This window comes from Pseudoalteromonas sp. BZB3 (genome assembly GCF_040104455.1).
Taxonomy (GTDB): Bacteria; Pseudomonadota; Gammaproteobacteria; order Enterobacterales; family Alteromonadaceae; genus Pseudoalteromonas.
In genome coordinates this window covers 123,122-143,718 of record NZ_JBECOS010000001.1, presented here as the reverse complement: position 1 = coordinate 143,718, position 20,597 = coordinate 123,122, and the positions used below count along the sequence as shown (strand labels likewise).

At 41.8% G+C, this 20,597-nt stretch carries 21 protein-coding genes; 17 read left to right on the top strand and 4 right to left on the bottom strand.

What is annotated here, in order from left to right:
- The first annotated feature begins 12 nt into the window (after window positions 1-12).
- From pstB to ABMY35_RS00610, 8 genes are all read left to right on the top strand, one after another.
- Window positions 13-837 (top strand): phosphate ABC transporter ATP-binding protein PstB, encoded by an 825-nt coding sequence (pstB, locus tag ABMY35_RS00645; RefSeq protein WP_058028771.1) that lies wholly within the window; start codon window positions 13-15, stop codon window positions 835-837.
- 22 nt (window positions 838-859) lie between these two features.
- A complete protein-coding gene (phoU, locus tag ABMY35_RS00640) occupies window positions 860-1,561 on the top strand; it encodes a phosphate signaling complex protein PhoU (RefSeq protein ID WP_138479710.1) in 702 nt (233 codons plus the stop codon).
- A 140-nt stretch (window positions 1,562-1,701) separates the two neighbouring features.
- Window positions 1,702-2,379: a TIGR00153 family protein gene (locus ABMY35_RS00635; RefSeq protein ID WP_138560716.1), complete on the top strand. Its 678-nt coding sequence runs from the start codon at window positions 1,702-1,704 to the stop codon at window positions 2,377-2,379.
- A gap of 35 nt (window positions 2,380-2,414) precedes the next feature.
- On the top strand, window positions 2,415-3,683 hold the full coding sequence (locus ABMY35_RS00630) for an inorganic phosphate transporter (RefSeq protein ID WP_058028774.1): 1,269 nt from the start codon (window positions 2,415-2,417) through the stop codon (window positions 3,681-3,683).
- A 324-nt stretch (window positions 3,684-4,007) separates the two neighbouring features.
- Window positions 4,008-4,919, top strand: coding sequence for a LysR substrate-binding domain-containing protein (locus tag ABMY35_RS00625; RefSeq protein ID WP_349284583.1), 912 nt, complete (start codon window positions 4,008-4,010; stop codon window positions 4,917-4,919).
- 73 nt (window positions 4,920-4,992) lie between these two features.
- Entirely contained in the window at window positions 4,993-5,532 is a 540-nt protein-coding gene (locus tag ABMY35_RS00620; protein WP_349284582.1) for an RNA polymerase sigma factor, read from the top strand.
- Window positions 5,519-6,115: a hypothetical protein gene (locus tag ABMY35_RS00615; protein WP_349284581.1), complete on the top strand. Its 597-nt coding sequence runs from the start codon at window positions 5,519-5,521 to the stop codon at window positions 6,113-6,115. The genes ABMY35_RS00620 and ABMY35_RS00615 overlap by 14 nt, the downstream gene beginning before the upstream one ends.
- Complete coding sequence (locus ABMY35_RS00610; RefSeq protein WP_349284580.1) at window positions 6,115-7,008, top strand: hypothetical protein; 894 nt, start codon at window positions 6,115-6,117, stop codon at window positions 7,006-7,008. Before ABMY35_RS00615 ends, ABMY35_RS00610 begins: the two co-directional genes overlap by 1 nt.
- A 61-nt stretch (window positions 7,009-7,069) precedes the next feature.
- Here the strand turns inward: ABMY35_RS00610 and ABMY35_RS00605 are convergent, their stop codons facing one another.
- On the bottom strand, window positions 7,070-7,273 hold the full coding sequence (locus tag ABMY35_RS00605; protein ID WP_349284579.1) for a hypothetical protein: 204 nt from the start codon (window positions 7,271-7,273) through the stop codon (window positions 7,070-7,072).
- A 155-nt stretch (window positions 7,274-7,428) separates the two neighbouring features.
- Window positions 7,429-9,939 (bottom strand): EAL domain-containing protein, encoded by a 2,511-nt coding sequence (locus ABMY35_RS00600; protein ID WP_349284578.1) that lies wholly within the window; start codon window positions 9,937-9,939, stop codon window positions 7,429-7,431.
- A gap of 227 nt (window positions 9,940-10,166) precedes the next feature.
- Here ABMY35_RS00600 and queA point away from each other — a divergent pair, with 227 nt between their 5' ends.
- The 7 genes from queA (at window position 10,167) to ABMY35_RS00565 (ending at window position 16,889) form a co-directional block, all read left to right on the top strand.
- A complete protein-coding gene (queA, locus tag ABMY35_RS00595; protein WP_349284577.1) occupies window positions 10,167-11,204 on the top strand; it encodes a tRNA preQ1(34) S-adenosylmethionine ribosyltransferase-isomerase QueA in 1,038 nt (345 codons plus the stop codon).
- A 254-nt stretch (window positions 11,205-11,458) separates the two neighbouring features.
- Complete coding sequence (tgt, locus tag ABMY35_RS00590) at window positions 11,459-12,583, top strand: tRNA guanosine(34) transglycosylase Tgt (RefSeq protein WP_349284576.1); 1,125 nt, start codon at window positions 11,459-11,461, stop codon at window positions 12,581-12,583.
- A 29-nt stretch (window positions 12,584-12,612) separates the two neighbouring features.
- Complete coding sequence (gene yajC, locus ABMY35_RS00585; RefSeq protein WP_058028783.1) at window positions 12,613-12,951, top strand: preprotein translocase subunit YajC; 339 nt, start codon at window positions 12,613-12,615, stop codon at window positions 12,949-12,951.
- A 30-nt stretch (window positions 12,952-12,981) separates the two neighbouring features.
- Complete coding sequence (gene secD / locus ABMY35_RS00580; protein WP_349284575.1) at window positions 12,982-14,841, top strand: protein translocase subunit SecD; 1,860 nt, start codon at window positions 12,982-12,984, stop codon at window positions 14,839-14,841.
- A 9-nt stretch (window positions 14,842-14,850) separates the two neighbouring features.
- Window positions 14,851-15,795 carry a protein translocase subunit SecF gene (gene secF / locus ABMY35_RS00575; protein ID WP_349284574.1) on the top strand — a complete coding sequence of 315 codons (945 nt, stop codon included), beginning with the start codon at window positions 14,851-14,853 and terminating at the stop codon, window positions 15,793-15,795.
- Between the two features lie 140 nt (window positions 15,796-15,935).
- Complete coding sequence (locus tag ABMY35_RS00570; protein ID WP_349284573.1) at window positions 15,936-16,226, top strand: hypothetical protein; 291 nt, start codon at window positions 15,936-15,938, stop codon at window positions 16,224-16,226.
- 135 nt (window positions 16,227-16,361) lie between these two features.
- The gene (locus ABMY35_RS00565; RefSeq protein WP_171037282.1) at window positions 16,362-16,889 is read left to right on the top strand and encodes a hypothetical protein; all 528 of its coding nucleotides are present in this window, start codon (window positions 16,362-16,364) and stop codon (window positions 16,887-16,889) included.
- An 81-nt stretch (window positions 16,890-16,970) separates the two neighbouring features.
- Here ABMY35_RS00565 and ABMY35_RS00560 read toward each other — a convergent pair whose 3' ends face one another.
- Window positions 16,971-17,225, bottom strand: a complete 255-nt coding sequence (locus ABMY35_RS00560) for a YfhL family 4Fe-4S dicluster ferredoxin (protein ID WP_349284572.1) — start codon at window positions 17,223-17,225, stop codon at window positions 16,971-16,973.
- A 3-nt stretch (window positions 17,226-17,228) separates the two neighbouring features.
- Window positions 17,229-18,587: a tRNA 5-hydroxyuridine modification protein YegQ gene (yegQ, locus tag ABMY35_RS00555; protein ID WP_349284571.1), complete on the bottom strand. Its 1,359-nt coding sequence runs from the start codon at window positions 18,585-18,587 to the stop codon at window positions 17,229-17,231.
- A gap of 257 nt (window positions 18,588-18,844) precedes the next feature.
- Between yegQ and ndk the strand changes: the two genes are divergently transcribed.
- Window positions 18,845-19,276, top strand: a complete 432-nt coding sequence (gene ndk / locus ABMY35_RS00550) for a nucleoside-diphosphate kinase (protein ID WP_058028790.1) — start codon at window positions 18,845-18,847, stop codon at window positions 19,274-19,276.
- 181 nt (window positions 19,277-19,457) lie between these two features.
- Window positions 19,458-20,591, top strand: coding sequence for a bifunctional tRNA (adenosine(37)-C2)-methyltransferase TrmG/ribosomal RNA large subunit methyltransferase RlmN (locus tag ABMY35_RS00545; protein ID WP_058028791.1), 1,134 nt, complete (start codon window positions 19,458-19,460; stop codon window positions 20,589-20,591).
- Window positions 20,592-20,597: the final 6 nt, after the last annotated feature.

Sequence of the window (20,597 nt, the reverse complement as noted above, 5' to 3'; positions counted from 1 at the left end):
GGTATTTTAGAAATGATTACAGTAGCTCCTGAAGTGAATAACACAAATCAAGTTAAATTAGATTTAGCTAATTTGAGCGAAGAGCAAACCGCACTAGAGATCAAAGACCTAGATCTTTACTATGGTGACAAGCAAGCACTTAGCAAAATCAATATGAAAATCCCTAAGGGTCAGGTAACGGCGTTTATCGGTCCATCGGGTTGTGGTAAATCAACATTACTACGTTGTATTAACCGCATGAATGACTTAGTAGATATTTGTCGCATCGAAGGTGAGATTAACCTTCATGGTCAGAATATCTATGACAAGAGCGTAGACGTTGCGGCTCTTCGCCGTAACGTAGGTATGGTATTCCAAAGACCAAACCCATTCCCTAAATCAATTTATGAGAATGTGGTATACGGCCTACGTCTACAAGGTATTAAAGACAAACGTAAATTAGACGAAGTCGTTGAGCGCTCATTACGTGGTGCTGCGTTGTGGGACGAAGTTAAAGACCGTCTTCATGACAGTGCGTTTGGTTTATCGGGTGGTCAGCAGCAGCGTCTAGTGATTGCCCGTTCAATTGCAATCGAACCTGAAGTATTACTGCTAGACGAACCAACATCGGCACTTGACCCGATTTCAACTTTGGTAATCGAAGAGCTGATCAACGACCTGAAAGAAAAGTATACGGTTGTGATTGTAACGCACAACATGCAACAGGCTGCACGTGTTTCTGACCAAACTGCATTCATGTATATGGGTGAACTGATCGAATACGCTGACACAAACACGCTATTCACAACGCCTTCTAAGAAGAAGACGGAAGACTACATAACAGGTCGTTACGGTTAATAGCGAGCGAGAGGAATAAATCATGGAAAACAATTTAAATAAGCACATCTCTGGCCGCTTTAACGAAGAGCTAGAAAATGTTCGTAATCATGTATTAAGTATGGGTGGATTAGTTGAGCAGCAACTTAACCTAGCACTTGATGCAATCAACGACAACGATGCTGAAAAAGCACGTAAAGTCAGCGAGAACGACTACAAAGTTAACGCCATGGAAGTGAACATTGATGAAGAATGTACCCGTATCATTGCGAAACGTCAGCCAGCTGCAAGTGACTTACGTCTAGTAGTTGCGATTGCTAAAACCATTGCTGACCTTGAACGTATTGGTGATGAAGCTGAGCGTATCGCACGCGTTGCACTAGATTCATTTACTAAAGATCAGCAAGATTTATTGGTCAACTTAGAGAATATGGGTCGCCAAGTGTCGAAGATGTTGCATGATGTACTAGATGCGTTCGCGCGTATGGATGCGCAAAGTGCCTTTGAAGTGCATAAAGAAGATGCAAAAGTTGACCGTGAGTATGAAGCGCTAACGCGTCAAATTATGACGTATATGATGGAAGACCCGCGTTCTATTCCTAAAATTATGGATTTAATCTGGTCTGTACGTTCATTAGAACGCATTGGTGATCGTTGTCAAAACATCGCTGAATACGTTATTTATTTTGTGAACGGTAAAGATATTCGCCATACATCTCAAGAAGATATCGCGAAAACGCTGTAAAAAATATATGCCTCTCTGCGCTGAATTTTTATGATTCAGCGCAGCTTAATTAGCATTTCGGACAAAAATCCGTTCACAACGTCGGCTAATGCTGTAAAATTCACCCCGCAAAGCATATTAATATGATTTAAGGGTCAGTTATGCCTACTAATGCGTTTTTAGGAGTATTTGCTAAGTCTCCTATTAAGCCAATAGAAGAACACATTAAAATCGTACATAAAGCTAGCAGTTCTTTAGTACCGTTTTTTAATCATGTATTCAAATCTGAATGGAAAGAAGCCGAAGCACTTCGTGTTGACATCCGTAACCTTGAACGTGAAGCAGACGTTTTAAAGCGTGAAGTAAGATTACACTTACCTCGTGGTTTATTTATGCCTGTAGAGCGCACCGATTTATTAGAGTTGATCACTCAGCAAGATAAAATTGCGAATAAAGCGAAAGACATCGCAGGTCGCGTTGTTGGTCGTGAAATGGTGATCCCTCAAACTATCCAAAATGACTTCATTGCTTATCTTGAACGTTGTGTCGATGCAACTAAACAAGCCTCTAAAGCCATCAATGAGTTTGACGAACTATTGGAAACTGGATTCCGTGGTCGTGAAGTAACTCTGGTTGAAAGCATGCTTGAAAAGTTAGACTCAATTGAGCAAGACACGGATGAAATGCAAATCAAGATCCGCCAAGAGCTTCGTGCTATCGAAGGTGAACTTAATCCTGTTGATGTAATGTTCTTATACAAGATCATCGAGTGGGTAGGTGAGCTTGCTGATATTGCAGAGCGTGTTGGTTCTCGACTTGAGCTAATGTTAGCTCGTTAATCATTTTATTCGTATTTAAAATTTAAGGTTTAACAATGGATATCATTGCTAACTATGGTTCCATGCTGATCCTAATTGCTGCGGCAGTAGGTTTCTTCATGGCATATGGTATTGGTGCAAATGACGTTGCAAACGCCATGGGTACTTCAGTAGGCTCGAAAGCACTTACCATCAAACAAGCGATCATCATTGCGATGATCTTCGAATTCGCCGGTGCATACCTTGCAGGTGGTGAAGTAACATCAACAATCCGTAAAGGTATCATCGACGCAGCGCCTTTCGCTGACATTCCTGAGTTGATGGTATTAGGTATGATCTCTGCATTATTCGCAGCAGGTTCATGGCTACTACTTGCGTCTTTACTGGGTTGGCCGGTTTCAACGACTCACTCTATCATCGGCGCGATTATTGGTTTCGCCTTGGTTGCTGTGGGTAGTGAAGCAATTCAATGGGGCAAAGTTGCCGGTATCGTAGGTAGCTGGATTGTTACCCCTGCCATTTCAGGTTTCATTGCATACTTAATCTTTATGAGTGCGCAAAAGCTGATCTTCGACACAGACTCGCCATTACAAAATGCAAAGCGTTATGTGCCTATCTATATGGGTTTAGCGGGCTTTGTTATGTCGCTTGTAACCATCAAGAAAGGTCTTAAGCACATTGGTATTAACCTAGGTGCGGTTGAAGGTTATGCACTTGCGATCGGTATTGCTGTGGTTGTGGGTATCATTGGTAAAATGGCAATTAACCGTTTGAAAATGGACCCTAAAGCAGACAAGCAAATGCAGTTCAACAACGTTGAAAAAGTATTCGCTATTCTAATGGTACTAACGGCATGTTGTATGGCATTCGCACACGGTTCAAACGACGTAGCAAACGCGATTGGTCCACTTGCGGCAGTTGTAAACATTGTTGAGCACAACGGTGAAATCGCTAAGAAAGCGGCACTTGCTTGGTGGATCCTTCCACTAGGTGGTATCGGTATCGTAGTGGGTCTTGCGGTCCTTGGTAAGAAAGTAATTAAAACAATTGGTGAAGGCATCACACACTTAACACCAAGCCGTGGTTTCGCTGCTGAACTTGCAGCTGCATCAACGGTAGTTATTGCATCAGGTACTGGTCTACCTATCTCTACAACACAAACGCTAGTAGGTGCTGTATTAGGTGTAGGAATGGCGCGTGGTATCGCTGCACTGAACATGGGTGTAATTAGAAATATTGTGGTTTCTTGGGTAATTACATTGCCAGTCGGTGCTGCACTTGCTATTGTTATATTCTACATTCTAAGAACCGCTTTCGGCGTGTAATTAGACTTACAGACTTTTAGCTTGAAAAGACCTCAGCATCACGGTGCTGGGGTCTTTTTATATCCACCACACTTTAAATATCTAATACCAACCCTCAATAATACTTAATCATTTTGAGGGACTAAAGCTGCCGCTAACCACGTTAAAAATTTCTCATTTAGAACAACTAAATAGCAAAATTTTCGCCTCGTTATCGACAAGCTTTCCTTGCCTCAAAAAGGTCACTTAATTAAGAGGATTGGTATAAGCAATTGATCTTATCCGTTTTACTCTGGGTACTTCATCGTTATACTGAATGAAATTTGAGTTTGCTTAGAGAAAACCGTGACAAACCTACCTAGTATTAAACAGCTTCAATATCTTATTGCAGTGCATCAGCATCAACATTTTGGTCGTGCCGCCCAAGCGTGTTTTATCGGTCAATCGACTTTGAGTACCGCAATTCAAACACTTGAAGAAACCTTAGGCAGTCAACTCATTGAGCGTGAGAACCGTAGCTTAATGTTTACCGAGTTAGGTGAAGAAGTGGTTGCACGTGCCAAGAGAATTGTTGCCGATACCATGAGCATTAAAGAGTTCACTGAGAGCTTTAAAAACCCGCTGTCAGGCAAATTAGTCTTGGGGCTAATTCCTACTATTGCAAGCTTTATTGCTGCGCCACTTTATCAACACTGTCGTGAAGCTTTCCCGAATTTAGAGCTGATCTTGATTGAAGATACTAGTGATAAGTTATTGGCGCGCCTTGAACAAGGACATATAGATATGGCGATGCTAGCACTGCCCTATCAAACGGAAAAGTTCCATACTAAAGTCCTTACTAAAGATGCTTTTTCTTTGGTTTATCACAAAAGCTATCCGCTAAAAGACATCGATGATTACAACTTGTTGCCAGATCAGAGTGTGTTTTTACTCGAAAGGGAGCACTGTCTGACAGGTCATGCTCTGAGTGCTTGTCACCTTAACAAACATGAGTGCATCAATCCGTTTGAAGCAAGTAATTTGCACACCTTATTGAGCATGGTGGAATATCAGCACGGTGTGACATTCTTACCGCAAATGGCACTCAACGCAGGCATATTGTCTGGTAAAGATTTAGCAGTGAGGAAGTCGGGTACTGATGCGTATCGTGAGATTGGTTTGATTTGGCGTAAAACCACGGGCCGTATTCGCGATTTTCGCTTATTCAGTGAAGGGTTATTGCCATTCATTACTGAACAATGTGATTGCGAAAAATAAATTTTATTTTTGGCAAACTTTTTTAAAACACCTCTCGACTAACTAAACAGAGATTATCAATTAGGGTTTAAAGGTGTTTTTTCAAAGCCAAGACAAACTCATAAAAAAAGCCCAAAAAGGCGACCAAGCTGCTTGGTTGAAGCTAATCAAGCAGCATGAACAGCAGGTGTATAACCACTGTCTCCGCCTGACTGGCAATAGCCATGATGCACTTGATTTAATGCAAGAAGCTTTTATGAGTGTTTATCGCTCTTTGCATAACTTTCATGGTCAGAGCCAATTTAAGACTTGGTTATTTTCGGTGACCCAAGCGCGCTATATGGACTTTTTTCGTAAGCAAAGGCAGTCTAGCCCGCTTGAAGAAGTTTCTGAAGCTGCCCATACTCCCAGTTGCCCAATTCAGTTACAGAGTGATAATCAACATATTCACGCTGCGCTACAGGCTTTACCGTTCGAGCAGCGACAAATTGTTGAACTGAAGTTTTTCCAGCATTTCACCTTTGAAGAAATCGCTGAGCAGCTGGCTATTTCGCCAAATACCGTTAAATCCCGTTTATATAGTGCGCTTGGAAAAATGAAAGCGCCATTGGAGGTGATCCGTGTCGAATCATGAAATGACCCCCCATGAACTACTTGAAAAGTGGCTTGATGGTGAGCAGCTTACAGAAGTACAGCAAGCTCAAGTATTAGCAGATCCAGAAACTAAGCCGTTGTTTGAAAACGCTCAGTCTTGGCAGAGCATGGCCAGCAGCTATGAAGAGCAAGAGGTTCCGTCTGATACGCACATAGTGATGCCACAGCTTAAACAAGTCAGTCGTTTTCAAGGACATTGGATACAGTGGGGCATGGCGGCTTGTGTTGGCTTTTTGGGCCTTCTATCTGTGCAACTGTGGCAACAAAACCAAACACTAGAGCAAGGTCTTGTGGCACAACAAACTCAAATAGCAAAACAACAAGATACCATGCAAAAAATTTTAGCCCAGATGCAAACAAGTCAGAATTTACAAGCTGATCTAACCAATCAAGTATTACTGACAAATCGTGCAGAACGTCAAGTGGCACTGGATGATTTACTGGCATTTTTGCAAACACAAAGAGCCCAAGATCAAGCGATTTTACGTTTACAACTCAATGAACTTGCAGAGCAAGTGGAACATGCGCCATTGCAAACGGTTGCGCATAATGGAGGTCAATAATGAAAACTTTACTCTCTTTATTATCAGTTGCAGTGCTGAGTGCAACATTTTCAGCAGCAGCGAAGACAGAGCAAGATATCGCTAAATTACAACGAGAAGTAACCATTTTTCAACGAGTTGTGAGCACTGCATTAAAGCATGATACCAAGGGGCAAGTGCAGAATGTAGAAGGCTACTACCTAGCAGGTCAAGGTCTTATTTTTGATGTGAGTTTACGAAATAAAAGTCTGTTTGATTGGCGTAAGCATATTGGGGATATGCAAGATATACATGGCCTTACAGAGATCCAGTCACCAGATTTTTCAGCATTAGAAATGCAAATGTCAGTGTTAGGTGACAACATTGCAGATGTCTCTAAAGAGGCGTATCAAGTAGCTTTAGAAGCGGTGCGTCAAGGCGCGGAGCAAATACGAGAAGTGGCAGAGCAAGAGCGCGAAACACGACGCGAGTTACATGAATTAGAGCGAGAAAAACATGAACTCGATTACATGCTAAGACGTCAAGAAGAGAAAAACCAAGAGCTACTTGATCATCATAAAGAAATCGCTAAAGAAATCGCAAAATTAGAAGCCGAAAAAGTTAAATTGACTGAGAGTAAAGTGCAGCTTAAAGAAAAACTGAAGAAGGATAGAGCAGAGCGTCAGGCTCAACAGCAGGCGCAACAAGCGTTGCTTAAAACGACTGTGACTGTGAGTCTGGCAAATAGCTTATGTGATTATGGTAATGGTTTACGCAGTGTTAAAGACAGTGAGCATGTGAGTTTCAAGTTTACGCCTTCATACCAGCAAGAAAAGCATATTTTGGTATTTAAAAAGTCGGAAATAGAGTCTTGTGTCAGAGGGGATATTAACGCAGATAAATTGGCTAAAAGCGCAACACAATATCAATTCTAGTGGCGTCAAACAGATATACTAAAAGGGGGCGATTAGCCCTCTTTTTCTTATGTATCATAAGTTAATTGCTTGATTGATGGATGTGTGTTTGCTCGTTGAGGTTTGGCAAAAACAGTAAATACACCCAAACAACCAGATTAAAATAAGGGATCAAACTAAGTAGAGTAAACACAAAAGTAGGATACCCTTTCTTCTGTGTACTTAAGTAACATTGATATGCAATGATGCAGTGTAAGATCAGCAAAAAAGATACTAATAGCAGCATAACGACCTCCTTAACTTTCCTATTGTGATATTTATCAATCCTTGTGATGTCGTGCTAAAAAGTTGAAATCTTAATATTTAGCTGACATCGTTTTCAAATAAGTTTTATTATAGATGAGAAATCGTTAAGTAAAAGTTCAGTTCTGTATTAAATTGTTACGCAACTGTTTTCTCAGGGAAAATAGTTGTAATTTCTTTTTTGAGTAGATTTATCGGCATTGGCTTAGCAATAAAATATCCTTGCCCATAATCAATGCCAATTTCTTTTAAAGCATCAAAAATGTCTTTGCTTTCAACATATTCAGCAACAGAGTGCTTGTCTAATGAATGACTAATATCGTTCACCGCCTTCACCAAAGCAAGATCTATGGGATCATTGAGCATGTCACGAACAAACGAACCATCAATTTTTACATGCTGGGCAGGGAGCTGCTTTAAATAACTAAAGGTACTAAAGCCTGTGCCAAAATCATCAATCGAGAAATGGCAGCCTAGTTGATTCAGTTTCTTGATCATCGCCTGAGTCGCTGACAAGTTATTGATACTGGCCGATTCTGTGATCTCAAATATTACTCGACTTGGATTGACCTGATATTGCACTAAGCAATCTTGAATATGGGGTAATAACCTTTCGTCTAAGAAGGAATGGGCAGATAAGTTGATTGCAACCTGGCTTAATTCAGTATGCTCAGAGAGTGCCTTGATTGCATGTTTTACCACACATTGATCCATTATGAAGGTATCGTTAAGTAACTCTAAAGCAGGAATAAACTGATTTGGGTAAATCAGTTCATCGTTAATTTTTAAACGCAACAAGGTTTCAAAGTACGCTATATGCGCATGTTTAAAAGACCAAATAGGTTGATAGTGCAGTTCGACTTGTTCGTTTTGTAGTGCTTGGCGTACAGCATGACCCCATTCTAATCCGCCTTGCAGAGTATTATTTTCGGCGTCGTCTTTGTTATAACAATGCACTAAATTACGACCTAAGCTCTTAGCAATATAGAGAGCAATATCTGCCTGTTTTAATGACTCATTGGCATCATGGTTAGAGGCCGTTATCTGAGTTAAACCGATTGAGCAGCTAATGGAATAGCTATTTTCTTCAGAATGAAACTCATGCTTATCTATGGCCATACAGATACTTTCGGCAATAATATGTGCATCAAGTAAACTGACTTCTTTTAAAATCACGGCGAACTCATCACCACCAATACGGAAGATCAGGTGTTCATCGCCAATGTTGTGGCCAAATAGCTGAGCAACCTCTTTAAGAATGATGTCACCTTGCTGATGCCCTTTAGAATCATTAATAATTTTGAAATGATCGAGGTCAATATATAGCAGTGCATGTTCAGAGAGTGAGTCTTCACTCATTGTTTTACAGAGACCTTGCAACTGCTGGTCGAAGTAGTAGCGGTTGTGCAGCCCGGTTAATGTGTCATGCAGGGCTAAATGACGTAATTGCAATTCAGCTTGTTTTCGTTCGTGAATGTTATCTATCGTTGCCGTAATCGTAACATCAGAAGTGGTGTTTTTAATGAGCTGAAAGCGACACTCAACCCAAATAGACGCGCCATTTTTTTGAGTGAGCTGTAATTCAAGCTGAGCATAACGTTGCGCCCCAGTTTTGACTTTGGCGAGCTGTTTATTCAGGGGGTGCTGACCATCTTTATGGATGAACGCTTTTAACGAGACACCTAAACTTGCTTTAATACCGAATCCCGAGAGTGCTTCCCAAGCTGGGTTAATAAAGCGAATTTTAGCTTCGGTGTCTAACTCCATGACCACGGTATTTAAATGCAATAGAATACGCTGGTGTGCAGAGAATAAGTCTTTGTAGCGACGTTCGCTTTGACTGAGTTGTGATACTTTGTCAGCAAACTCTGCATAACTCACCATAAAATCTTCACGGCGCGCAGCATGATCACAGACTTTGTTTAAAATTGGCAAGTTGTAAGGCGCTCTGACAAAGTCAGTCACACCCATAAGGAGTAGTTGTTCAGCATCATTGACGTCTTTACTGTCGATGATAGTCACAACAGACTGATTTGGCTTATGCTCTAAAATTGCCCCGATTAATTGCTTACTTTCAGAGTAGGTTGTACCAGAGGTGTTAATCAGCACGATTGCATATTGGTTTTGTAAGAATAGCGCTTGTGCATCTTGTAGCGTGTTAACAACTGTACATGCAAAACTGAACTCTAGTTGCTCACAGATCTCTTCTGCTTGAGTATGATCAGGCTCGAATAATAACAAATCAAGACGACTGCTCTTTTCTAATTGTGTAGATAACACGTTGGCTAATAACTCTGGAAGTTGTTCGTGTTTCTCAAAAGGTAAAACGGCATCAATGCTATAACTTCTGGCGGTAGTTTCAGCAATGCGTTCGCAGTAAATAGGCGGTGTGAGCACGATGGGCGTGTGTTTGGGGGTTTCTAATAATCCTGAGCGCACCATACGTGCAAAGCGCCAGCCATCAATTTTTCCAACATCGAGCCCTGTGATAATGAGATCAACGGCTCGTTGTTTTAATAGACTTAAAGCAGCTTGGCTATCTTCACATTCGATGATTTCAAACACTTCTAGCTTATTGAGGGTAAGTGTAATGGTTGCGCGTTCGGACTCGCTGGCATTGACTATGAGCAATGAAAGTTGCCTTGCCATACTTATATTAACCTCAATCGATTTGTTGTCATCGTCTACGATACCTTTGCTTTACCAAGTATGTTTTTATTTTAATTATTATTTTTAAAAATGTCGGTAATTAGCTGTTTCTAAAAACATTGCTTCAAAGACCTAGGTTAATGCTATTTTTGTGCACTTACAAGCACTTGATTAAGTGTTATAGGAACACTAAACTTGGCCGCTGTTTTATAACTTGAGGTGTTGTCATGCGCGTTGCTGACTTTAGTTTTGAACTTCCTGATGAGTTAATCGCTCGTCATCCTATGGCAGATCGTACTGCGAGCCGACTACTGACTCTCGATGGTAATACTGGGGAGTTAGGTCACAAAATCTTCAAAGATCTCATTGATTTCTTAAAGCCGAACGATTTAATGATCTTCAACAATACCAAAGTGATCCCAGCCCGTATGTATGGTCAGAAAAGCACAGGTGGCAAAGTTGAAGTGTTGGTTGAACGTGTTGTAGACGAGCATAGAGTGCTTGCCCATGTCCGTTCAAGCAAGTCACCAAAAGAAGGTGCAACACTGATTTTAGAAGGCAAAGCAGAAGCGACTATGGTCGCACGTCATGGTGAGTTGTTTGAGCTTGAGTTCAAAGGTGAGCAAACGGTGTTAAACATCTTAGATGACATTGGCCATATGCCTTTACCGCCTTATATTGACCGTCCAGATACGGAAGAAGATAAAGCGCGTTATCAAACCGTATACAACGAAAAGCCTGGTGCAGTGGCGGCGCCGACAGCGGGTTTACACTTTGATGAAACATTGCTCGAAAAGATCAAAGAAAAAGGCATCGAAACACAGTTCATTACTTTGCATGTAGGTGCGGGCACTTTCCAACCTGTACGTGTAGATTCAGTTGATGAACATGTGATGCATTCTGAGTACATTGAAGTGTCTCAAGAAGTAGTTGATGCCATCAAGAAAACCAAAGCCAATGGCGGTCGAGTGATTGCGGTAGGTACGACATCTGTTCGCTCACTAGAGTCTGCGGCAAAAGCGAGCGAAGGTGAATTACAGCCACTTTATGGCGATACAGACATTTTCATCTACCCAGGTTATGAATTCCAGGTGGTCGATGCCATGATCACTAACTTCCACTTACCAGAATCTACTTTGATCATGTTAGTTAGTGCGTTTGCGGGCCAAGATCATATTATCAATGCCTATAAAACCGCAGTGAATGAGCAATATCGTTTCTTTAGCTATGGCGATGCCATGTTTATCACTAAACAAGATAAATAACGGCTAGAGTTTTTAGCTAGCAACATTCTATTAAGGCCCTGAAACTCAGGGTCTTGTTGTTTTAAGCGTTTCTTCTTAACTCTTAATTCTTATCTCTCATCTCAGTCATCTTTAATTTCTTAGTTTTCGCCCCAATCATTAGAATTCACTGTGCAAACAAGGTAGAATCGGACGGTTAAAATCAGCTCTAAAAATAAACGCGATGGCGTTTATAGAACGAGTGTTGGACTGTTTTTCCGACTTTTGAGGTAGCTATGAAATTTGAATTAGATCGCACTGATGGCAAAGCCCGTCGTGGCCGTTTGATTTTTGACCGTGGTGTGGTCGAAACTCCTGCATTTATGCCTGTAGGTACATACGGTACTGTTAAAGGTATGACGCCAGACGAATTAAAAGACACAGGTGCACATATCTGCTTAGGTAATACCTTTCACCTAATGCTTCGTCCTGGTACTGAAATCATTAAGCAACATGGTGATTTGCATGACTTTATGAACTGGGATAAGCCAATCCTGACCGATTCAGGCGGTTTCCAAGTATTCAGCTTAGGCGCAATGCGTAAAATTTCTGAAGAAGGCGTGATGTTTAAGTCACCAGTAAATGGTGAAAAAATCATGTTATCGCCAGAAAAAGCGATGCAAGTACAGCGTGATTTAGGTTCAGACATCGTTATGATCTTTGACGAATGTACACCTTACCCTGCAACAGAAAAAGAAGCCCGTGACTCAATGGAGTTATCACTACGTTGGGCAAAACGTTCGAAAGAAGGCCATGGTGATAATCCTTCAGCGTTATTCGGTATTATTCAAGGTGGTATGTATCCTGAGCTTCGTGCAGAATCACAAAAAGGCCTAGAAGAAATTGGCTTTGATGGTTATGCACTGGGTGGCCTATCAGTAGGCGAGCCTAAAGAAGACATGATCAACATCCTTGATCACTGTGCTTACAAAATGCCAGAAGACAAGCCGCGCTATTTAATGGGTGTTGGTAAACCTGAAGACTTAGTTGAAGCGGTGCGTCGTGGTATCGATATGTTTGACTGTGTAATGCCAACGCGTAACGCGCGTAACGGTCACTTGTTTATCAGTACGGGTGTTATTAAAATCCGTAACGCAGTTCACAAAACAGATACAGGTCCATTAGATCCTGAGTGTGATTGTCATACTTGTAAGAATTACTCACGTGCTTACTTACACCACTTAGATAAGTGTAATGAAATCTTAGGTGCGCGTTTAAATACCATCCATAACTTACGTTTCTATCAACGTGTAATGGAAGGCCTAAGAAATGCGATTGCCGAAGGCAAACTAGAAGAATTCGTAGAAGATTTTTACGCTAAACGTGGCCTACCAGTGCCGCCATTAGCTGAAACAGAATAATATAAATTTAAAATATAAGAGGAAGTGTTATGAGTTTATTTATCTCGACTGCGCATGCAAGTGCTGCAGCGCCTGCACCTGCTGGCGGTGGCATGGAAATGCTTATCATGTTAGGTGTATTTGGTTTGGTATTTTATTTCTTAATCTACCGTCCGCAAGCTAAGCGTGTAAAAGAGCACAAAGACCTTATGGGGGCACTAGGTAAAGGTGACGAAGTACTTACACAAGGTGGCTTAGTAGGTAAAATCACTAAAGTTGCTGATGACAAAGACTTTGTCGTTATTGCTTTAAATGACCAAACTGAAGTCACAGTACAAAAATCAGCAGTATCAGCTGTGTTGCCTAAAGGCACAATGAAATCGCTGTAATCTAAAAACAAAAATAAAAAGGTAAAGCCTGTGTTAAACAAGTATCCAATGTGGAAGTATTTACTTGTTCTGGCTGTATTAGCGATTGGTATTTTATATGCCACACCAAACCTGTATGGCCGTGATCCGGCCATACAGGTTTCTGGTACTAAAGGTGCCAGCGCTGATCTAAGTGTGCTAGACAAAGTAAATGAGACTCTAAAAGAGAACAACATCACAGTTAAATCTTCAGCATTAGAAAACGATCAAGTATTGGTACGTTTTACGAATGTTGAAGAGCAGTTAAAAGCGCAAGATATTTTGCGTGACAGCCTATCTGACGACTACATTTCTGCAATTAATATGAGCCCTGCACAACCTGATTGGTTGAAAGACATTGGTGGTAACCCAATGAAGCTAGGCCTAGATTTAAGTGGTGGTGTTCACTTCACAATGGAAGTCGACATGGTGACAGCGATGGATAATGCGCTAGAAACCATGGAACAAGATTTCAAGAGTGACTTACGCGGTGAAAAACTTCGTTATCGTTCAATTCGCCGTGTTTCGGGTGCTGAACGCGTACAAGTGATCATGCGCAATGATGATGACAAAGATGCGGCAGAGCGTTTCTTAAAGCAGCGTTATCCACTGTATAACTTTGTTGATGATAGCAGCAACAGCTTGGCATTCTTCGCGAGCTTGAGCGATCAGAAATTCAAAGAGATCCGCGCTTACGCAATCAAACAGAATGAAACCATCATTCGTAACCGTATTAACCAGTTAGGTGTTGCTGAGCCAAATGTACAACAGCAAGGTGCTGAACGTATTATCGTGCAATTACCTGGTGTACAAGATACTGCCCGTGCGAAAGAGATTTTAGGTGCAACGGCTACGCTTGAGTTCCGTGAAGTAGATGAAAACGCCGATGTACGTTCAGCTGCACAAGGCCGTGTGCCTCCTGGCACTGAAGTGATCATGCACAAAGATGGCTACCCAGTAGTACTGAAGAAACGTGTTATTTTAGGCGGCTCTCACATTACTGGCGCACAATCGGGTATAGACGAATACTCACGCCCTCAAGTTAGCATCAACCTTGATAGCAAAGGTGGCGCTAAAATGAGTGCCTTCACGAAACGTGCTGTTGGTAAGCGCATGGCGACAGTATTCATTGAATACAAGCCATCAGGTAAGAAAGACGAAAATGGGAAAGCGCTTCCGCCAATTAAGGTTGAAGAAGTGATTAACGTTGCAACCATTCAAGCTCGTCTGAACAACTCATTCCGTATTACAGGTATTGATAACCCAGCTGAAGCCCATAACCTGAGCTTATTACTTCGTGCTGGTGCCTTAGTTGCGCCAATTCAAATCGTTGAAGAGCGTACAGTAGGCCCAAGCCTAGGTCAGGAAAACATCGAAGCGGGTATGACAGCTGTGGTACTTGGTTTTGCATTTGTACTGGCATTTATGTTGTTGTACTACAAAGGCTTTGGTCTGGTATCTAACATTGCACTTGCTTCTAACCTAGTACTTATTGTTGGTGTTATGTCGATGATCCCAGGTGCCACTCTGACATTACCAGGTATTGCCGGTATCGTACTAACGGTAGGTATGGCGGTAGATGCGAACGTACTTATCTTTGAGCGTATTCGTGAAGAATTAGCCGACGGTCGTAGCCCTCAGCAAGCAGTTCACCAAGGCTATGACAGTGCATTTAGCACCATTTTCGATGCCAACATCACTACACTGATTGCAGCCGTTATCTTATTTGCGGTTGGTACAGGTCCAATTGCGGGCTTCGCTGTAACACTTGCAATCGGTATCATCACGTCGATGTTTACGGCCATTGTCGGTACGCGTGCTGTGATCAATTTAGTGATCGGTGGCAAGCGCATTAATAAGCTTTCAATCTAGGAGACGGATATGCAGTTATTAAAATTAAATGACACCATCCGCTTTATGTCAGCGCGCAAGCTTACCATGGCGATTTCTGCGTTATTGATCTTGGCATCAATTGCCTCTATGGCAATCCGTGGATTGAATTTTGGCTTAGACTTTACTGGTGGTACTGCGGTTGAGGTTGGCTTTTCACAGCCAGCTGATCTGGCAAAAATCCGCTCTGTCTTAGCTGAAAATGGTTTTGCTGATGCGTCAGTACAGTTATTTGGTTCGAGCCAAGATGTACTGGTTCGTTTAGCACCACGCGGCAGCGATGTTAAAGCAGAGACGATTGGTAACCAATTAATCGCGGCGCTTAAGCAAGCGGATAGCAGTGTAGAAATGCGTCGTATCGAGTTTGTTGGCCCAAGTGTGGGTGAAGACTTAAAAGAGCAGGGTGGCTTAGCCATGCTCACCGCGCTTATCTGTATTCTGATGTATGTGGCATTTCGATTTGAATATCGTTTTGCCATCGGTGCGGTAGCGGCACTTTTCCACGATGTGATCATCACTATGGGTCTTTTCTCATTATTAGACCTAGAATTTGATCTGACGATCCTTGCAGCAATCTTAGCGGTTATCGGTTACTCACTGAATGACACCATTGTTGTATCTGACCGTATTCGTGAGAACTTCCGTAAAGTGCGTATTGATGACACCATTGAAATTATCAATATCTCACTCACGCAAACACTAAATCGTACCTTAGTTACATCAATCACGACTATTTTAGTATTGATTGCACTATTCGTATGGGGCGGCCAGACCATTCATGGTTTTGCAACTGCGCTACTATTTGGTGTGTTCATTGGTACTTACTCTTCAGTTTATGTTGCAAGCTCAGTTGCGGTTGCGATGGGTGTAAGCAAAGAAGATTTGATACCAGTAGAAGTTGAAAAAGAAGGTGCGGACCTAGACGCCATGCCTTAAGAAAACCCCTGTTTTCTTTGAAAAAACCGCATATATAAATATGCGGTTTTTTATTGTCTGAAAAGCAACTTTTGAACCTTTGCTTTGTAATTGTATCAAATCAGTTATAATCAAGAAAAGTATTTAAAATAGGTAAATTTATGAAAAGCTTATTGATTGCATTATTACCTTTGGCCTTTGTCTTATCTGGTTGCAAGGTAAACGAAGGTGAAGCATACGAGAAAGATAAAGCACCTGAAGAGCGCTCTGAGTATGTAGGTACAGAAGGGCTTGCACAGGCACAAAAAGATAAACTGTATTTGATGGATAAAGAGCTTAGAGACAAGTGTAACGATGCGAAGATCAGTTACGCGGTGGCGAAATCAAATAACAATGAGAAAGAAGCACAAGCGCAAAAAGCCATTATGGCCAATACCTGTAAGGGTAAGTAAGCCATATAAAAGTTATCTAAATTCGCTGAATTTAGAAGAATAAAGAAAACCTCATAATTTTATGACAATGATATTTCATTCTTTTCTTTAAAGAGTATAATGAGAATTGTTTTCAATAATAATTACGAGGTTCTCATGAAATCTAGGTTGGCAATTTTACTTACAAGCCTTGCACTAACAGCATGTTCAGAGCAGGTTGAGCAACAAACACAAACAACTGAAGCTGCACCAGCCAAAGTAACCAACTTAGACACCTATAAGCAACAAGCACAAAGTTTACTTGGTGAGATCAGAGCCAACGAAGCGTCTCAAAAACTTGAGCAAAGCTCACAGCAACTTGTTGCGACCTCTCGTCAATTATTAGCTGAATTCACCGCTAAATACCCAGCGTGCGACAGCTACCTTTCGGCATTAGACAAAGCTGCAGACGTTATTCCTACATTGCCACTAGAAGAAATTGAATCTGGCTACCATAAGGACGGTAAGTTACCTAAATACGACTCGCCAGTGTGCTACCACGCAAAAGATTTATTGGTTCACCCTGCAACTGTGCAAGCAATGGCCTCACAAGGTATGCAGTTTGAATCGGCCTATGAAGATGCTGAACTTGAAATTGTCGAAGTGATTGCGCATTTCGATCAAGTTGAAAAAGCACTTCGCTAATTTCTTGCTTCGTTATAAGTTAATGAAGAAATAAAAATGGCGCTCACTGAGCGCCATTTTTGATCATAAATTAGTCTGAATTTACTTATCTTGGCCTGTGAGTCGCAAAAACTTTTCAGCTAAGGCATCTAAATCTTCTTTGTGATTGGGGTCGGGGTTTATGCAGTCGATCGGGCAAACACTTACGCACGTGGGGGTGTCATAATGGCCGACACACTCGGTGCATTTATTTGGATCAATCTCATAAATTTTCTCACCCATATAAATGGCCTCATTCGGACATTCAGGATCGCACATATCACAGTTGATGCACTTTGAATTGATCAACAGCGCCATGATTTAGGCCTTTTTAAATGGGTTACGCGTATCTTCTTGATCGTTCAGGTTACGCATCAAAATCGCGTGATCTAAATCGATATTTTCAGGCAATGGAATTTTTACAATGTGACCAGAGCCTTTTGCATCGTCAATTTTCTCGCCTTTTTTGTTTTCCATGTGCTCAAGGTTGAAGCTGATGTTACCTTGCGGTGTCATAAGCTCAAGGCTGTGGCCTGTACAGAATTTATTCTTAACATCAATCTCAACCAAGCCATTGTCTAAGCGACCTAATACTTCACCCACAAATTGTTGTTTGTCTGAAACTGAATGGCTGTATTCATAGTTTTGGTAATCTTGGTGCGCGTGGCGTTTTAAGAAGCCTTCGGTATAACCGCGGTGTGCTAGGTTCTCAAGAGTGCGCATCAGGTTTGGATCAAAGGGTTTACCTGCTACTGCGTCATCAATTGCCTTGCGGTAAACTTGCGCTGTACGTGCTACATAGTAGAAAGACTTAGTACGACCTTCGATCTTCAAGCTGTGTACACCCATTTTTGTTAGTTGGTCGACATACTGTACCGCACGCAAGTCTTTCGAGTTCATGATATACGTACCATGTTCGTCTTCAAATGCAGGCATGTATTCGCCCTGACGACCTTGCTCTTCTAACATAAACACTTCATTTGTTGGTGCGCCTTCGCCCAGTGTAGGGATCACAGATTGTGGGTCGATTTTATGCACTACATCGCCGGTTTCAGTTTCTTTACCTAGCTTAACGTCATATTCCCAACGGCATGCATTGGTACACGTACCTTGGTTAGGATCGCGTTTATTGATGTAACCCGATAATAAGCAGCGACCAGAATAAGCCATGCATAATGCACCGTGAACGAATACTTCTAGTTCGGTTTGTGGACAAAGCTCACGAATTTCTGCGATCTCTTCAAGCGATAATTCACGGGATAAAATCACGCGCTCAATCCCTTGTTTCGCCCAAAACTGAACTGACGCATAGTTAACTGCATTAGCTTGGACTGAAAGGTGAATCGGCATATCAGGCCACTTATCACGAACTAACATGATTAAACCCGGATCAGACATGATGAGTGCATCGGGCTTCATGGCAATGACAGGCTCAATGTCTTTTAAGTAGGTTTGTACTTTTTTATTGTGTGGCGCGATGTTTGAAACCACATAGAGCTTTTTATTGAGTGCATGTGCTTCGTTAACCCCCAATTCTAAATTGGCTAAATCAAATTCATTGTTACGCACGCGTAAGCTGTAACGTGGTTGGCCTGCATACACGGCATCGGCACCATATGCGAATGCATAACGCATATTTTTTAAACTACCTGCAGGGGATAAAAGCTCTGGAACAAACATAGTAAAAACCTCTTACATTGAACTGAGTGCTGGTCAGCTGTTTCGGTCAAAAGTGACGGTAAAATTTCAGGTGAAATTAAAAAGCGGCGCAGTATAAAGGTTAATGAAATTGTCATGTTTGACGCAGATCATGGTTTTTCGCTGAAATCTGATCTATTCGAAATTTTTAAAGGATCAAGATCTAGTAGGTTTTTAGCGCTAAAACGCGTATAATTCGCGCCCGTAAATATTCAACAATTATTATTGGAGCTAAAAAGATGGCTTTAGAGCGTACTTTTTCAATCATCAAGCCTGATGCGGTAGCTAAAAACCACATCGGTGCAATCTACAACCGTTTCGAATCTGCTGGTCTTAAGATCGTTGCTTCTAAAATGGTTCACCTTTCTCAAGAGAAAGCTGAAGGTTTCTACGCAGAGCACAAAGAGCGTCCTTTCTTTGGTGCACTAGTTTCTTTCATGACTTCTGGTCCAGTAATGGTTCAAGTTCTTGAAGGTGAAAACGCAGTTCTTAAGAACCGTGAAATCATGGGTGCTACTAACCCTGCAGAAGCACTAGCTGGTACTTTACGTGCTGACTACGCTGACAGCATCGACGAGAACGCGGTACACGGTTCTGACGCACCTGAGTCAGCTGCTCGCGAAATCGCTTACTTCTTCGCTGAAGAAGAAATCTGTCCTCGTACTCGCTAATCGCGAATCGAACAGAGTAAAGAAGGGCTCTCGGGCCCTTTTTTAGTCCTTGTTGCTTTTGCAAAGTCAGTTTTTATAGCTATTTTTGCAAAATCATCAACAATGTTTGAGTGTGTTGGTTGGTTTTTATACAATACGTCGTCTTTTTAATTTCGTACCGTCACTTTATCGAGGTTGCTTCATGGCCACTACAGAGAAAAAAATTAATTTACTTGATTTGAATCGCGAGGGGATGCGTGAATTGTTTGCATCATTTGGTGAAAAGCCATTCCGCGCAGATCAGGTAATGAAGTGGATTTATCACTTCGGCATCGATAACTTCGACGATATGAGTAACATCAATAAAAAGCTACGTGCAAAGTTACAAGCGCAATGCGAAATTAAAGCGCCTGAGATTTCAGTTAAGCAAGTAGCCAGTGATGGCACCATTAAATACGCAATGATCTTAGAAGGCGGCCAAGAAGTTGAAACTGTTTGGATCCCAGAAAAAGACCGCGCAACACTGTGTGTCTCTTCACAGGTAGGATGTGCCCTTGAGTGTACATTCTGTTCAACGGCGCAGCAGGGCTTTAACCGTAACTTAAAAGTATCTGAGATCATCGGTCAGGTGTGGCGAGTGGCGACAGATATTGGCCTTCACAATGGTGACAGCACTAAGCGCCCGATCACTAACGTGGTTATGATGGGGATGGGTGAGCCATTACTTAACATCAACAATGTCGTTCCTGCGATGGAACTGATGATGGATGACTGGGCGTTTGGTTTATCTAAGCGTCGTGTAACATTAAGTACTTCAGGTGTTGTACCTGCGCTAGATATTCTTAAAGAGAAAATTGATGTGGCGCTGGCGATTTCTCTTCACGCGCCAACCAATGACTTACGTGATGTGCTAGTACCTATCAATAAAAAGTACCCAATTGAAGAGTTCTTAGCGGCATGTCGTCGTTACATTGATGGTTCAAAAGCCAATAAAGACATCACCATCGAGTACGTCATGCTACAAGGCGTAAACGACAGTACAGATCAAGCGCATGAGCTAGTTAAAGTACTAAAAGGTACACCGTCTAAGATTAACCTGATCCCATTCAACCCATTCCCGGGTAATGAGTATGGTCGTTCAAGCAACAGCCGTATCGATCGCTTCTCAAAAGTATTACAGGCAGCGGGTTTAACTTGTATTGTTCGTCGTACCCGTGGTGACGACATTGATGCCGCTTGTGGACAGCTAGTTGGCGATGTAGTTGACCGAACCAAACGTATTATGAAAAAACAGCAGCGCGAAGATAATGCCATTGCTGTGAATGTGAGTAATTAACTTAAG